The 13,480-nt window shown below is 64.7% G+C and carries 15 protein-coding genes; 9 read left to right on the forward strand and 6 right to left on the reverse strand.

Features of this window, described 5'->3' with window-relative positions; translation table 11 throughout:
• Positions 1 to 17: 17 nt before the first annotated feature.
• A complete protein-coding gene (locus JQ580_RS06695; RefSeq protein WP_212278867.1) occupies positions 18 to 743 on the reverse strand; it encodes a pyridoxamine 5'-phosphate oxidase family protein in 726 nt (241 codons plus the stop codon).
• 76 nt (positions 744 to 819) lie between these two features.
• On the opposite strand from JQ580_RS06695, the gene pdxR reads away from it, so the two are divergent.
• Together pdxR and JQ580_RS06705 are read left to right on the forward strand one after the other, a co-directional pair.
• Positions 820 to 2,310, forward strand: coding sequence for a MocR-like pyridoxine biosynthesis transcription factor PdxR (pdxR, locus tag JQ580_RS06700; protein ID WP_212278868.1), 1,491 nt, complete (start codon positions 820 to 822; stop codon positions 2,308 to 2,310).
• Positions 2,311 to 2,377: 67 nt separating this feature from the next.
• Complete coding sequence (locus JQ580_RS06705) at positions 2,378 to 2,623, forward strand: DUF6719 family protein (protein WP_212278869.1); 246 nt, start codon at positions 2,378 to 2,380, stop codon at positions 2,621 to 2,623.
• On the opposite strand, the gene JQ580_RS06710 is transcribed toward JQ580_RS06705, so the two are convergent.
• The gene (locus tag JQ580_RS06710; protein WP_212278870.1) at positions 2,624 to 2,989 is read right to left on the reverse strand and encodes a hypothetical protein; all 366 of its coding nucleotides are present in this window, start codon (positions 2,987 to 2,989) and stop codon (positions 2,624 to 2,626) included.
• Between the two features lie 31 nt (positions 2,990 to 3,020).
• Positions 3,021 to 3,185 carry a hypothetical protein gene (locus tag JQ580_RS06715; protein WP_212278871.1) on the reverse strand — a complete coding sequence of 55 codons (165 nt, stop codon included), beginning with the start codon at positions 3,183 to 3,185 and terminating at the stop codon, positions 3,021 to 3,023.
• A 436-nt stretch (positions 3,186 to 3,621) separates the two neighbouring features.
• Here JQ580_RS06715 and JQ580_RS06720 point away from each other — a divergent pair, with 436 nt between their 5' ends.
• Positions 3,622 to 3,795 carry a hypothetical protein gene (locus JQ580_RS06720; protein ID WP_249133946.1) on the forward strand — a complete coding sequence of 58 codons (174 nt, stop codon included), beginning with the start codon at positions 3,622 to 3,624 and terminating at the stop codon, positions 3,793 to 3,795.
• Between the two features lie 12 nt (positions 3,796 to 3,807).
• Here JQ580_RS06720 and JQ580_RS06725 read toward each other — a convergent pair whose 3' ends face one another.
• Positions 3,808 to 4,356, reverse strand: coding sequence for a CreA family protein (locus JQ580_RS06725; protein WP_212278873.1), 549 nt, complete (start codon positions 4,354 to 4,356; stop codon positions 3,808 to 3,810).
• Positions 4,357 to 4,564: 208 nt separating this feature from the next.
• Between JQ580_RS06725 and JQ580_RS06730 the strand changes: the two genes are divergently transcribed.
• The 4 genes from JQ580_RS06730 to JQ580_RS06745 all read left to right on the forward strand — a co-directional run bounded on the left by JQ580_RS06730 (position 4,565) and on the right by JQ580_RS06745 (position 8,565).
• Positions 4,565 to 6,169: a L,D-transpeptidase family protein gene (locus JQ580_RS06730; RefSeq protein ID WP_212278874.1), complete on the forward strand. Its 1,605-nt coding sequence runs from the start codon at positions 4,565 to 4,567 to the stop codon at positions 6,167 to 6,169.
• A gap of 93 nt (positions 6,170 to 6,262) precedes the next feature.
• Complete coding sequence (locus JQ580_RS06735; protein ID WP_212278875.1) at positions 6,263 to 6,832, forward strand: glutathione peroxidase; 570 nt, start codon at positions 6,263 to 6,265, stop codon at positions 6,830 to 6,832.
• Between the two features lie 164 nt (positions 6,833 to 6,996).
• On the forward strand, positions 6,997 to 8,010 hold the full coding sequence (locus tag JQ580_RS06740) for a polysaccharide deacetylase family protein (protein WP_212278876.1): 1,014 nt from the start codon (positions 6,997 to 6,999) through the stop codon (positions 8,008 to 8,010).
• 6 nt (positions 8,011 to 8,016) lie between these two features.
• Entirely contained in the window at positions 8,017 to 8,565 is a 549-nt protein-coding gene (locus JQ580_RS06745; RefSeq protein ID WP_212278877.1) for a dihydrofolate reductase family protein, read from the forward strand.
• Between the two features lie 74 nt (positions 8,566 to 8,639).
• On the opposite strand, the gene JQ580_RS06750 is transcribed toward JQ580_RS06745, so the two are convergent.
• Positions 8,640 to 11,099 carry an autotransporter family protein gene (locus tag JQ580_RS06750; RefSeq protein ID WP_212278878.1) on the reverse strand — a complete coding sequence of 820 codons (2,460 nt, stop codon included), beginning with the start codon at positions 11,097 to 11,099 and terminating at the stop codon, positions 8,640 to 8,642.
• 369 nt (positions 11,100 to 11,468) lie between these two features.
• Between JQ580_RS06750 and JQ580_RS06755 the strand changes: the two genes are divergently transcribed.
• Both JQ580_RS06755 and JQ580_RS06760 read left to right on the forward strand, forming a co-directional pair.
• Positions 11,469 to 12,581, forward strand: a complete 1,113-nt coding sequence (locus tag JQ580_RS06755; RefSeq protein ID WP_212278879.1) for a helix-turn-helix domain-containing protein — start codon at positions 11,469 to 11,471, stop codon at positions 12,579 to 12,581.
• A 94-nt stretch (positions 12,582 to 12,675) separates the two neighbouring features.
• The gene (locus tag JQ580_RS06760) at positions 12,676 to 12,864 is read left to right on the forward strand and encodes a hypothetical protein (protein WP_212278880.1); all 189 of its coding nucleotides are present in this window, start codon (positions 12,676 to 12,678) and stop codon (positions 12,862 to 12,864) included.
• A 9-nt stretch (positions 12,865 to 12,873) separates the two neighbouring features.
• Here JQ580_RS06760 and JQ580_RS06765 read toward each other — a convergent pair whose 3' ends face one another.
• Positions 12,874 to 13,326, reverse strand: a complete 453-nt coding sequence (locus tag JQ580_RS06765; protein WP_212278881.1) for a DoxX family protein — start codon at positions 13,324 to 13,326, stop codon at positions 12,874 to 12,876.
• Positions 13,327 to 13,480: the final 154 nt, after the last annotated feature.

Genomic DNA, 13,480 nt, shown 5'->3' on the forward strand with positions numbered 1-13,480 from the left:
GCGCAAGCTAGCCGATTTCAGCCGTTCGGGTACTCCACAAAATATGCATCCCGCAATGCATCTTCGAGCAGGCGGCCTTCCGAATAGCCATTGAGCGTCGCGGGCCGGCTGACGCCGTCGAGCAGGCGCGGGCACGGCTCGGGCGCGCCGAGCACCGTGCGAACCGGGATGCGTTCGGCATAGATTGGCAACGCATAATCCTCGTCGTCGTCGGCAACACCCTTGGCGCGTATCTTGGCCGAGGCTTCCTCGATCTCCATCGCGATGAAGGACGTCGCCTTGATCTCCTGCGTGGTGCTTGCCCGCAGGCTCGCGGTGCGATCCGGGAAGAAGCGGTCGACCATCGCGATCACCGCCCGCTCCTTTTCCTCGGGATTGGTGACGAGATAGGCGGTGCCGAATGCCATCACTGCGCGGTAGTCGGCCGAGTGATTGAAGCCGCAGCGCGCCAGCACGAGGCTGTCGAGATGGGCGACAGTCAGGCACACGCGCTCGCCTTTGGTTTGATTCCGCAGCATGCGGCTTGCGCTCGAGCCGTGCCAATAGAGCTTCGTACCCTCGCGCCAGAAGAAGGTCGGCGTGCAATAGGGCTGGCCGTCGATCACGTAGGAGACATGGCAGAGCATCGAGGAGTCCAGGATGCGATGCACGGTCTCGTGATCGTAGAAGCCGCGGTCGTGCCGGCGCTTCACCTGGTTGCGCACAGACGTCGGATAGGAATGCGAAGTCTCGGTCTGGCTCACGGCCGCTCCTGCTCGGATTGGAAGAAATCTCGAAGCAGTTGTAGCGGCGCGTTTGGTCTGCGATAGTTCCAATTCCATGCGAAATATTCCGACCAATTCCCTGCCCTCGGCCGCCAAGCCTTCCTTGCCGGCCAAGACCGGGCTGCCGCTCGACCTCACCGGCCCGCACGTCACGCCGGGCGCCTCTGCCGCGCACCGGCTCTATCAGGCGCTGTGCGAGATGATCGTCTCCGGCCTGGTCAAGCCCGGCGAGCCGCTGCCGCCGTCGCGAACGCTCGCCACGCAGACCGGCTTCCGGCGCAACGCCGTCGTCATCGCCTATGAGCGCCTGATCGCCGACGGCTTCGCCGAGGCGACCGTCGGCTCCGGAACGTTCGTCGCCGCGCGCATTCCTGCGCGTACGGCCGAACCGAACAAGCCGAACGTCATTGTGGAGACGCCGGGCCAAGGCGCGTTCGCGCTCGGCTGCACCCATATCGACGAACGCGCCGTACAGCGCTTCCGTGCCTTCGTCGGCCGGCGCATGCGCAATTTCGGGTCGGAGCATCTGCACTATGGCGATCCCCGCGGCAGCCGCGAACTGCGCGCCGCGATCGCCGATCATCTGTTGTCGGCGCGCGGGCTGCGCTGCGATCCCGATCAGATCATGCTGACCTCAGGCACGTTGCACACGCTACGCATCGTGCTGAGCGCGATCCTCAAGGCGGGCGACCAGGTCTGGTGCGAAGACCCCGGTTACCCGGCAGCGCGGAAAACCATCGCGAATTGCGGCTATGGCGCCGTGGGCGTTCCCGTCGATGAGCAGGGGATGCGGGTCGCGAAGGGCCGCATCGCAGGGCCGTCCGCGCGCGCGGCCTATGTCACGCCGTCGCATCAATTTCCGCTGGGCGTGCAGATGTCGATGCAGCGGCGGCTCGAGCTTCTGGACTGGGCGAGGCGGGCCGGCGCTTTCGTGCTGGAGGACGATTACGACAGCGAGTTTCGCTATGACGGCGCACCGCTGATGTCGCTCGCCGGCATCGACCGCCTCCAGCGTGTGATCTATCTCGGCACCTTTGCCAAGACGCTGTTTCCCGGCCTGCGCATTGGCTATTGCGCCCTGCCCGAACGCCTGATCGCGGACGTGACGGCTGCGCGCGCGGCGCTCGACCGCTTCCCCGGCACGCTGATGGAAGGCGCGGTCGCCGACATGCTCAACTCGGGCGCGTTCGCAGCGAACCTCAAGCGCGTGCGAAAGCTCTATCGCGAAGCACGTGATGCATTGGCGGAAACGCTGGAGGCCGAGTCCGACGGCGCGCTGTCGGTCCCGGTGCCGTCACAAGGCCTTCATCTCGTCGCCCGGTTCGATCGCTCTGTCGACCTTTCGGTGGCAGCGCGAGCCAAACATGCGGCCAGCGCGGAAGGTTGGCTGTTGGCCGATACCTATTCGCGCGCGCGACCTCTGCCCGGCTTCGTGCTGGGATTTTCCGGCCATCCGGTTCCTCTGCTTGTCGCCTCCGCAAAACGCCTCGCGCAGGAATCGCGCGCAGCCCTGCGCACCGCGAACAGATCGGCCCGGCAGATCTGACGAAGGTTCACTATCAGAATCGCGAGCCCGTCCTTACATTGCGGTATCAATGCCGGGATCTTTCGCCATGCTGCTGCGCCGTGCTGGTTGCCTCTCAGTCCTGATCTCCGCCGCGCTCGCGACGACGGCGCACGCCGTCACGGTCGGGCGCGAGCAGGACATCGTGGACCTCAAGCTTGGTCAGCGCGTGCAGGTGGACGACGGAACCTGTCCCGCCGGACAGGTCAAGGAAGTGCGCGGAACGAAGATGACCGAAAAGGGGGTCGCGCGCACCGCCGCCTGCGTGCCGCGCTACGGTCCGAAGACGAGATAGCTACTGCTTCGCCGGGTCGAACATGCACTGCAGGGTCGGCTTGGCGATCTTGGTGAAGGTGGGGCCAATCTCACTTTGCTTGGACGCCGGCACCCAGTCGGTCTCGATGGTGGGCACGCCGGTTTCGCTGATGCCGCGCAACAGTGCTTCGCGCAGATCGCGGTCCTCGACGGCGGCTGCGGCATGATCGTGCAGGCAGCCGCAAACTTCCTCGGGATGTTCCCACCGTCCCAGCATCCGCGGCGCGCATTGGCGCACGAATTCGGTGCGGGGATCCGGTAACCTGGAGGGCGCGCGCACTTGCGCCTCGGCGGCAGCAATCGTCAGAACAGACACGAACGCAGCGGCGCAAAATCGAACGATCATGACGGCCTTTATCGGCTGAGTTTCTTGTTGATCAGAAGCGCGCGGCGACCACGATCGATTGCGTCGCGGCTGTCGAGATCGGCGAGCCGCTGTACTGGAAAGTTCCGACACCGGGGAGATTGCCGTCCGGCGAGCCTGCGAACGAAGAACCGGCAACAACGAAAGCAAAGGCAAGGATGAGGCTGAGGGCGCGCATGATCTTGTCTCCGAGTTCCATTGGCCGGCGGTGCGCCGTTCGTCGTTGTGAAGCTGATAACCATGGGCGGTTTCGTCCGTGATGCGCCAAAAGCGCAAAATGGTTTCATCTGACGTGAGGAATGTTTCGTCCGGCCCGGGGCGACGACACAATTCGCCGGAAAGACCAATCATTTCAGATGGGCCTCACCGCAGCTCAAAGCATCCTGCCAAGTTCCAGACCCTCAGCGCAAACGCTCCGGAGGCGGCAGCCGTCATGCTCCCGCCTCACCCGCTTCACACGCATTTTACGTTTTTCTGCTGAATGGAGCGGCAAACGAAGGCTGGGTCGAACCGAAGGCGCATCGGCCGCGACCCAAGCCTTCGAAGCCAGGACGCCCGGATCACCGGGCGCGTTCACTTGAGGGATAGTCATTATGGTGGTGCAAGTTCGCGCAATGCCGCGCGACGCGGAGCAACGGACCGACGGCGGAGATCACCGATCGAATCGCGCCGCCTCAGCCGGCGCGATGTCGCTGCAATCCGACCGCGGTTTCGAAGCCGCGCCACAAGCGTTCGTGCGGCTGACCGGCTCGCACCTCGTCAAACCGCAGTCCCGCCGCGCCGAGTGAAGCACCGACGCGTCACTCCGTGAAGAACTCGCCGCACTTCTGGACGTTTGTGTCCGCCGGCCCCCACGGCATGATCGGCACGGTCGAGGTCGAGTTCTTCGGCGAGCCCTCGATGATCCTGTCCGAATAGACCATATAGACCAGCACGTTGCGCTTGGCGTCGCAGCCGCGCACGATCTGCATCTTCTTGAAGAACAGCGAGCGGCGCCGGCGGAACATGTCATCGCCCTGCTCCATCTTGTTCTTGAATTTGATCGGGCCGATCTGGCGGCAGGCCAGCGAGATGTCCGACACCTCCTCGGCAAGGCCCAGCCAGCCCTTGAAGCCGCCCTTCTCCGGCACTGTGAAATGACAGGCGACGCCCTCGACCTCGGGATCGTCGAGACCATAGGTCGCGAGCTTGTCGTTCGGGCTCATCCATTTGAACACCGTAGAGCGGCGGAAGATCAGATCGGGCTCGTCGGCAGCCAGCGCGGACGCCGCAGGCACGACAAGGGCCAGAAGGAAGAAGGCAAAGCCTTTCAAGCCGATGCTGGAAAGACCGAGGAAACGAGATGACATGAAGTTCTCCGGTAACAAGTCGCCACAATGTAGGTATGAGACGGCCGCTCAGGAAGACGACGGACGGACCGGCGCGGCCGCCGTTTACCGCTCCGTGAGGCTTTTTTGCTACGACTTGGACAAAAGTAGCTGACGGCAGAACCGCCATGCTGGTGAACGCGTATCCCCTCTGCGAGACTAACGTCTGATTTGGATTATGGATTCGAGGATGAACAGCGTGAACGGGTCGGGTTTATCTGCCAAGCCGGCGCGGCTGTGGCAGGTCGCCATTTTGACGGCGGCGGGTGCGATCGGCACGACCAGCCAGGCGGACGCAGCATTTTATTATTGGACGGATTATTCCGACGGGTCCTATTACGCCCGTCAGGACCGGCGCCCCGAAATTCCGCGCCAGAAGCCGCAGAAGCGCGGCGCGACCGGCAAGAAGGAGGTTGTCGCCGAGAAGGAAGCCGGCACCAAGCCGCAAGGGCCGCTCGTCATCGTCGTCTCGATCGACCGGCAGAAGGTCACGGTTTACGATACCAACGGCGTGTTCGCGCAATCGCCGGTGTCGACGGGCATGAAGGGCCATTCGACGCCGATGGGTGTGTTCAGCGTCATCCAGAAGCACAAATTCCACCATTCCAACATCTATAGCGGCGCGCCGATGCCGTACATGCAGCGGATCACCTGGTCCGGCGTCGCCATGCATGCCGGCGTGCTGCCGGGTTATCCGGCCTCTCATGGCTGCATCCGCATGCCGATGGCATTCGCGGTGAAGATGTGGAATTGGACCAGGATGGGCGCACGCGTCATCGTGGCACCCGGCGAGATGTCGCCGCACAGCTTCTCTCATCCCCTGCTTGCCTCCGTGCGCGTGCCGCCGCAGCCTGTGGTCAGCCTCGGGCCGCAAACCAATGTCGGCGACAAGGCCGACAAGGGCGCCGCGCAAACCAAGGCCGCCGAAGCTAAACCGATCGAAGCCAAGCCCGTCGAAACCAAGACCGCCAGCGCCGACAGCGTGCTGGAACTGCGCACCTCCGTCGGTCACAGCGTGATGTCGGATGTGACCACGGGCAATGCAGCAGCTCACGAAGAAGCCACAGCGCCGGGCGACAACGCCAGGACGGCCGAAGCGTCGGATGCAGCCAAGCCTCCGGCGGAAGACGTTGCCAAGCCGGCGAACGCGGACAAGCCTGCCGACAAGGTCGAGGCCGGGAAGAGCGAGCCGGTCAAGACGGACGCGGCCTCCGCGAAGACACCTGATGCGCCGGTTCCCGCGGTCGCCGCCTCGCCCGACGCGAAGAAGGACGACAGCCGTGTTGCCGAACCAGCGCCGGCTGCAAAACCGGAAGCGCCCAGGCGGTCCGGCCAGATCGCCGTTTTCATCAGCCGCAAGGATTCCAAGCTCTACGTGCGGCAGAATTTTGCGCCGCTGTTCGAGGTGCCGGTGACGATCGCCAGCAGCGAGCGGCCGCTCGGTACCCATATCTTCACCGCCGAGCTCGACAAGACCGATTCCAATGCGCTGCGCTGGTCCGTGGTGTCGCTGCCCGTCTCCGCTCGTTCGGCGGCCCGCGAGGACGACGGCCGCTTGACGCGCCGCCAGCGTGGCGCCGCCGTGATCCCGGTTGCCGCCAAGCCCGTGACCGCCAAGCCTGTGGTGACCCCCGATAGCCCCGCCGAAGCACTCGACCGCATTGCGATCCCGGCGGACACCATGGCGAAGATCAACGAGATGCTGACATCGGGCGGCTCCATCATCGTCTCGGACCAGGGCATCAGCCAGGGCGAAACCGGTGAAGGCACCGACTTCATCGTCCGCCTGTACTGAGCTGTTGCAAGGCGCCCGATAACGCGGTGTTGACGCGGCAGGTCGCAGCGGCGGAGTACCATGCGGTCCGGATCATCTCGGGGGGACGCCGTCATGATGAATCGCAGACACGTGCTCTTAGCCGCGGTGGCCGGCACGCTGGTGCCGGCAACGCGCGCGCTTGCCGATAGCGGCATGAGCCGGATTCCGGCCTACGCCTTCTCCTTCCCCGCGTTGTCCGGCGACGATATCCGCCTCGCCGCTTTCTCCGGTAAGCCGCTGCTGGTGGTCAACACGGCCTCGCTCTGTGGCTACACGCCGCAATATGCCGGCCTGCAGCAGCTCTGGAACGAGTTTCGCGCGCGCGGACTCACCGTGATCGGCGTGCCGTCCAACGATTTCGGCGGCCAGGAGCCCGGCGGCAGCAGCGAGATCACGGAGACCGCGCACCACCAATATGGTGTTACCTTTCCGATCACGGCCAAGGCCATCGTGGTCGGAGCAAAGGCACATCCGTTCTACAAATGGGCCGCCGAGGCGCGGCCAAAGGATGTTCCGCGCTGGAACTTCCACAAATATCTCATCGGCCGCGACGGCTACATCGCCGAGGTCTTTCCGTCCTCGGTCGAACCGGCCGACACACGGATCAAGACAGCCATCGCCAGGATGCTGGCCGACAGTTGATGCAAGGCGAGCCCATCCGGCTGGGCACAATTCTGGCGGAATGCCAAACAGCCGTTGCAATGGCGATGGCCCACCATCTAGGCTAGGGTCGTTTGGGGCAGGACGGTTTTGCCGAAGGCGAAAAGCAGCGGCGGAACAACGGGATCAATCTCGAGGACAACACCATGCGCGTGGCGGCAGGACTGATTTTGGCAAGCGCGATGTCGGTCGCGATGACCGGCGCAGCCTGGTCGCAAAGCCCGGCCGCAAAACCCGCAGCCGCCCCGGCGGCGACGCCGGCTGCAGCCGCGCCTGCCGCGGCTCCGCCTGCAGCTCCCGCGGCCGCCGCGGCACCAGCGGGTTTCGTCAATCCGCCCCCACCCAAGCAGGCGTCGCAGCCGGCCCGCGCGGCCTGCAACACGCCGGGCGCGCTCGGGGTTGCCCGCACCGTCGAGATCGACACCACGGGTGGTCCCGGATTCGGCTTCGAGCACTTCAAAGAGCTCGACTTCCTGCGCGACAAGGAGGTGGTGCTGACCTTCGACGATGGTCCCTGGCCTAAGAACACGCCCGCCGTGCTGAAGGCGCTCGCCGACGAATGCACCACCGGCATCTTCTTCTCGATCGGCAAGCACGCGACCTACGAGCCCGAGATCCTCAAGCAGGTCTACAACGCCGGACACACGGTCGGCACTCACACCTGGTCGCACGCCAATCTCAACAACAAGAAGCTCACTGAAGCGCAGCGCAAGGAGGAGATCGAGAAAGGCCTGTCCGCGGTGAAGTGGGCGCTCGGCGGTATTTCGCCCTCGCCGTTCTTCCGCTTCCCGGCGCTCCAGCATCCGCCGGAGATGGTCACCTATCTCGGCAACCGCAACACCGCGATCTTCTCCTGCGATATCGACTCCTTCGACTTCAAGGCCTCCAAGCCCGAGAAGATCGTCGAAACCGTGATGAAGAAGCTCGACACCAAGGGCAAGGGCATCATCCTGATGCACGATTTCCAGAAGCACACGGCGGAGGCCCTGCCCGAGCTGCTCAAGCGCCTGAAGGCGGGCGGCTACAAGGTGGTCGCGATGCGCGCCAAATTCCCGGCCTCGTCGCTGCCCGACTATGACCAGGAGCTGCTCAAAGACGCCAAGCTGCCGACGGTGAGCCAGCGCCCGGTTAATTCCGTGGTCACGACCGTTTCCGAATAGACGGCATTGTCTTTCCGTATCGAAGGCTACGTCATCGTCTCCGCCGACGGCATGCTCGCCGACGCCGGCCACGTCATGCCCGACAGCCTGAAGTTCGAGGGCGACAAGCTGTTCTTCGAGCAGGCGCTCGACCGCGCCGCGCTGATCGTGCACGGCCGCAACTCGCATGAGCAGCAACCGAACTCGCCGCAGCGCAAGCGACTGATCGTCACCCGCAAGATCAAGCCGCTCACTGTCGATCCTGAGATGCCGAACGCGACGCTGTGGAATCCGGAACACGCGAGCTTCGAGGAAGCCTGCGCCTTTGCCGATGTCGCCTCCGGCATCGTCGCCGTGATCGGCGGCCCCGTCGTGTTCGACATGTTCATGGACAGCTACGATACGTTCTGGCTATCGGAAGCCCCGCATGTGCGCCTGCCCGGCGGCGACGGCTGTTTCGTCGGCGTGCCGGAGCGTACGCCGCACCAGGTGCTTGCGTCACACGGGATGAAGCCGGGAGCGCCCTACGTCCTCGACGCGGAGCATGATGTGACCGTCACACCGTGGGGGCGGTGAGAGGCTCCAGCTAGAACTCGAAGGCAACCCCATGCACAATACAGGTATTTGCTACCTGTAACTATCGCCGTCCATCACCACGCATAACGAACGACGCTCTTGCCCGCATAGGACCGCGTCACGGTCGAGAATTCGCCCTCGAACGTCGCTGCCGCCGTCCAGCCGTTCTGCCATTTCTTCTCGACGGCAGCCGTCACCAGCGCGGAGTCCGCCGTCTGCGCGGCGCCGTGGACGACGAAGCCTGCATCCGGTAGCGCCTGGAAGGTCGCGGCAATCGACCGGTTCGGATTGAAATCGTGCGCCCAGGCGAGCCGCCCGCGCAGCATGAGGGCGCCATCGGTCAGGCCGAGAACCTTGTCGGCGCGCAGACCGAGCTCGGTGCGAGGATTGGTCACGCTCTTGGCATTGTAGGCCAGCGCAAACGCGCCGCTGCCTGACTGCACGGACTCCGCATAGGACGGCAGGGCTACGGTGGTGAACAGCCCAGCCACATAAGGCGCGAGGCCCAACTTCATCGATGGCGCAGCGAAGCGATGACCGCCTTCGACACGACCCGACAAGGCGTTGACGTTGAACTCGGCGTGCAGGCGCTCTGAATCCGCAATGGTCACGATGCGATCGGTGGTTATGCCCTGCCAGCCATAGGCCAGCGCCGCGGAGATATAGGCCGGACCATCGACGTGCCGGAGATAAACGCCGGCCTGGAACAGGTCTGAGCGTCCGCTGCCAAGCCCGTTCACGCTGAAATTGGTCCCGCCGCCGGCCAGCGCAAAGCCGGCTAGCGTATAGGCCGAGAGCCGGTAATCGGCCCCGACGGCGGTCCCAAACACGCGGCTGGTCGCGTCGTGCGATCCGAGCGCGGCATGTCCGCTGCTGTCCTGCGCGCCGCCGAACCCGGCCGCCCAGACGTTCCAGCGCGCGGCCTCGAAACACGGCCACGGCTTGCCTCGCACCTCCTGCACGGCGCAATCCATGCCCCGATCAACCAGTAGCCCGGTGAACTGCCCCATTGCCTCGAACGTCGTCTGCTGCACGCGCGTAGCGAGTTCGCCGGAGGCCAGCGTCAACCCACCGGCCGACAAGGCAGCGTAGACGCCGGGAATGCCGCCGTTCCGGTTGAACGAATTCGTCAGCCCGTTGCCGACATTGTGCTGGTTGATGTTGAGGTTTGGAGCGATCGCGAAATCGAGTGCAAGGTTGAGATAGACGTTGTTGGCGTCGTAGCTCAGCGAGCTGTGGACGTTCGACGGCAGCCCCGTGTTGACGATGCCGGATGCGAACGTCCCGGAGACGCCGCCAGCCGCGCTGAGGATCGTGTAGGTCTTGGACACATAGCTGCCGGGAGCGAACACTGCCTTCACGGTCGCGCCGCCGAGATCCGCCGTGCCCGTAACCGTGGTGGACGCCGCCACCGATGGGTTCACCTGCAGCAGATAGAACGCGCCGGACGCGAAAGCGAGACTGCCTGAGATCGACAGCACTGTCCCGGCGCTGCCATTGCCCGGCGCGAGCGTGCCGCCGCTATCGACCGACACGAACGGCGAGACGATGCTGCCGGCGCCCATCAGGACCGCGCCTGTCTGCACGGTTGCGGAGGACGTGCCGTTGAGCGAGCCCTCGACGTCGAGCACGCCGCCGGCCACCACGGTGTCGCCGGTGTAGGTGCTTGTTCCGGTCAGGCGGAGAGTGCCTGTCCCGACCTTTGTCAGCGAGCCGCCGTCGCCCTCGCCCGCGCCCCCATCCCGCAACACGCCAGAATAATTGGTCGACAGATCGTTGCCGCCGACCTCGAGATTGCTCGAGCCGAGATAGATGGTGCCGGAGCCCTCGATCGATCCCATCGTGATATTGAAGGCCGTGCGGTCCGAGACGTCGATCTCACCATGGTTGATGAAGCGCGCCGTGCCGCCGCTGCTGCTCGCCCGGAAATAGACGATGCCGCCGATGGAATTGGTGAGGGTGGCGTTGCCGGCGGTGCTGCCGTTCCTGAAATCGATTTCGCCGTCGCTGGTGATGACAGCGCTGCCGGCCGAGGCAGTTTGCGCAAAACTGAGCGAGCCGTTGTTGACATTGATCGTGGCCGTGCCGGCGCTGCTGGTATTGCCGAAGCGGACGAAGCTCGAATTGATGTCGAGAGCAACGCTGCCGCCGTTGACGACGATGCCATCGCCAAGGAACTGGAACGCCGCCTCGCCGTCCACGGTGATCGTGTAGTCGCTCGCGCCAGGACTGAAGATCCAGGTGCCTACCGTGCGCGAACTTCCGATCGTCAGGCTGGTGATCGTGGACGTTCCGAACGTCGCCGTTCCGTTCGGCACGGCGCCGCCGCTCCAGTTTGCGCCGGCCAAGTAATCGCCGGACGACGGGTTGGAGAGCCAGTCCGCATCGACCGCGTCCGCGCGCCCTACCGTCACGACCAGCGCCGCCGTCACCAGAGCCGAACTCCCGAGCCAGCGGCCGAATGACCGCGCCAATCCAGCCAGGTCAGCTGCCCGGCCTTGCAAGACCGAGCCGAGTTCTCCACGCAACAGCATTCCAGCACTTACCTTGCCTTCGACGTCATCATGACGTCCTGGGCACGGTCTCCCGTCGCCCATGGCGCTATTCGAGCGTTGGCGGCACAGGGTCAATACGCGCGGCGGCGGCGGGGACAGGGTATCAAGAGGTTGAGACAAAAGCGCAAAACAGGGGAGCCGACCGCCTTCCGGCCGGGCCCTGCCTCGTGGCTTCTGCCACTTCCGTTCGACCGGAACCCGTCTTATACCACCCGAAGGCCGTTTTCGATGGGGTATCTAGGCACCCCCAGTGACCGGCCTAATTCAGCCATGGGAGCACATGGAGAGCCGGTTAAGCGGCACCGCCGGGCTCATCACGACGAACAAGACTGACCGATCGCCGCCGCCATGACCAACGACCATACCACGACCGGCCCGGCCCGGCTCACCGGATTGAGCGGCGAAGCTGCCGCGGTCTCATCCCAATTGTCGAGTTTCGCTTTCTCGTCCGACCGGATGGACACCGCGCGTAACATCGCGGTCTGGCGCGAGGCTGTCGCGACGCTGTTCGACGTCGACGACCTGGCGCAGGGCGAGCCCGGCCCATTCCGCGCCGACGTCCGCTCCTATGCGATGGGTCCGGTGTTGATCGGATTGAGCCGCGCCAGCGGCCAGCGCTTCCGTCGCACCGCAGAGACCGTCGCGCGCAGCGGGGTCGACCACATCATCCTGCAGCTGTATCTGAAAGGTGGCTTTGACGGCGTTGCGGGCTTGCGCCCGACTCGCGTCAGGGCCGGCGACATCTGCCTGTTCGACTTGGCGCAGACGCTCGAGACGCGAGCTGTGGCATTCGAGAATGTGACGCTGGTGGTGCCGCGCCCGCTGCTCGGCGACCATCTGCTCCGGGTCGAAGATCTGCATGGTCTAGTGCTGCCCGGCAGCAGCGTGATCGCCCGGCTCCTCGCCGGGCATCTGTCGGCGCTGCTCGAATCCGCCCCGCGCATGAGCCTGCACGAATGCCAGTCTGTGGTCGAGGGCACCGTCTCGCTACTGGCCGCGTGCCTGCGCAACGAGATCGAGAGCTCCGATGTCGAGCCCGGCGCCACCGCGGGACCGTCGCTGATCCGCATCCGTCAATATATCGAGAGCCAGCTCGCCACCGAGGAGCTGTCGGCCAATTCCGTCGCGGCCCATTTCGGCATGTCCCGCGCCTCGCTGTACAGGTTGTTCGCGCCCGCCGGCGGCATCGCCGACTACATCCGCAGCCGCCGACTTCACCGCGCCTTCTTCGACCTCGCCAACTCCGGCGGCCGCGGCCCCCGGATCAGCGAGGTCGCGCGGCGATGGCGGCTCGGGACCGACGCGCATTTCACCCGCTCCTTCAAGGCTGCCTACGGCATCACGCCCCGCGCAGCCCGCGAGGCCGCCCTGCTCGGCCTGCAGCGCGGTACGGACGGAGCAAGCAACGCGACGATTTCCCGGTGGATGCGCGAGATCGCGCCGCCGCGCGCGGCGGATTGAGCGCGCGACGCCAGGGATTGACCCGCATCAATGCGCGCGATCCGGCTAGCGCTAGCATTGGAATGCCGGGACTTCAGGTGCGAAAGGCTGCTAAATGTCCCATATCCTCGTTCCCGACCACCCCCGTGAGGAAACCGAACGTCTGCTTGGGCACGCTCAGCACTGCCGCAGGCTCGCAACCTCCGTCATCGAGGAAGCGCTAATCGAGCAACTCGTGACGCTGGCGAAATCTTACGAGGCCAAGGCCACCCTGCTCCGCGCGAGCTGCGATCTCAGCCACTAGGCTCTTCGCCTAGACGTCCCCGTAGGCCGCCTCGGCCGGACGCGTGGTGCGGCCGTATCCCATGATCATGAACAAGGCGCCCATGATCGACAGGTTTTTCAGCGCGTCGACCACCATCTTGGCATTCTCGGGCGGCGCCTGGTTCCAGAAATCGTCGAACAGCACGGTCGCGACCGCGACATAGATGATCATCAGCATCGCGAAGAACCGCGCGCCGAAATTCAGCGCGATCATCAGGCCTGCGATGATCTCAAGACCGCCGACGGCGATCGCCAGCAGTTGCGGCGTGGTCATGGCGGTTGCCGTCTCGATTTGCTTGGCGTAAGGCGCGACGATGTCAGGCACCACCACCTTGGTGGCGATGAAGTCGGCCGTCGCCTGGATGGCAAAGAGCTTGGTCGCGCCCGTGTAGATGAACAGCACGGCGAACAGGATCCGCCCGAAAGTCACGAACGCTGGCATGATCGGCCTCTTGTCAAAGCTTAAGGGCGGGACGCTGACGGGATTATGAAGAGTCCGCCTGAGGTTTACAAATGTGTAAATTGCGACGTGCAAGCAAATCAACGGGACAGGGCACACCAACCTCGCTCCCCTTGCGGGGCGGAGGCCTCGCCGG

It is taken from the genome of Bradyrhizobium sp. SZCCT0148 (genome assembly GCF_018129985.1).
GTDB classification, from domain to species: domain Bacteria; phylum Pseudomonadota; class Alphaproteobacteria; order Rhizobiales; family Xanthobacteraceae; genus Bradyrhizobium; species Bradyrhizobium japonicum_H.

What these genes read in the sequence shown, in the direction of transcription:
- pdxR (WP_212278868.1), top strand. Translation starts at nt 820, where the DNA reads ATGCGAAATATTCCGACCAATTCCCTGCCCTCGGCCGCCAAGCCTTCC.
- JQ580_RS06705 (WP_212278869.1), top strand. Translation starts at nt 2,378, where the DNA reads ATGCTGCTGCGCCGTGCTGGTTGCCTCTCAGTCCTGATCTCCGCCGCG.
- JQ580_RS06710 (WP_212278870.1), bottom strand. Translation starts at nt 2,989, where the DNA reads ATGATCGTTCGATTTTGCGCCGCTGCGTTCGTGTCTGTTCTGACGATT.
- JQ580_RS06715 (WP_212278871.1), bottom strand. Translation starts at nt 3,185, where the DNA reads ATGCGCGCCCTCAGCCTCATCCTTGCCTTTGCTTTCGTTGTTGCCGGT.
- JQ580_RS06720 (WP_249133946.1), top strand. Translation starts at nt 3,622, where the DNA reads ATGCCGCGCGACGCGGAGCAACGGACCGACGGCGGAGATCACCGATCG.
- JQ580_RS06725 (WP_212278873.1), bottom strand. Translation starts at nt 4,356, where the DNA reads ATGTCATCTCGTTTCCTCGGTCTTTCCAGCATCGGCTTGAAAGGCTTT.
- JQ580_RS06730 (WP_212278874.1), top strand. Translation starts at nt 4,565, where the DNA reads ATGAACAGCGTGAACGGGTCGGGTTTATCTGCCAAGCCGGCGCGGCTG.
- JQ580_RS06735 (WP_212278875.1), top strand. Translation starts at nt 6,263, where the DNA reads ATGATGAATCGCAGACACGTGCTCTTAGCCGCGGTGGCCGGCACGCTG.
- JQ580_RS06740 (WP_212278876.1), top strand. Translation starts at nt 6,997, where the DNA reads ATGCGCGTGGCGGCAGGACTGATTTTGGCAAGCGCGATGTCGGTCGCG.
- JQ580_RS06750 (WP_212278878.1), bottom strand. Translation starts at nt 11,099, where the DNA reads ATGCTGTTGCGTGGAGAACTCGGCTCGGTCTTGCAAGGCCGGGCAGCT.
- JQ580_RS06755 (WP_212278879.1), top strand. Translation starts at nt 11,469, where the DNA reads ATGACCAACGACCATACCACGACCGGCCCGGCCCGGCTCACCGGATTG.
- JQ580_RS06760 (WP_212278880.1), top strand. Translation starts at nt 12,676, where the DNA reads ATGTCCCATATCCTCGTTCCCGACCACCCCCGTGAGGAAACCGAACGT.
- JQ580_RS06765 (WP_212278881.1), bottom strand. Translation starts at nt 13,326, where the DNA reads ATGCCAGCGTTCGTGACTTTCGGGCGGATCCTGTTCGCCGTGCTGTTC.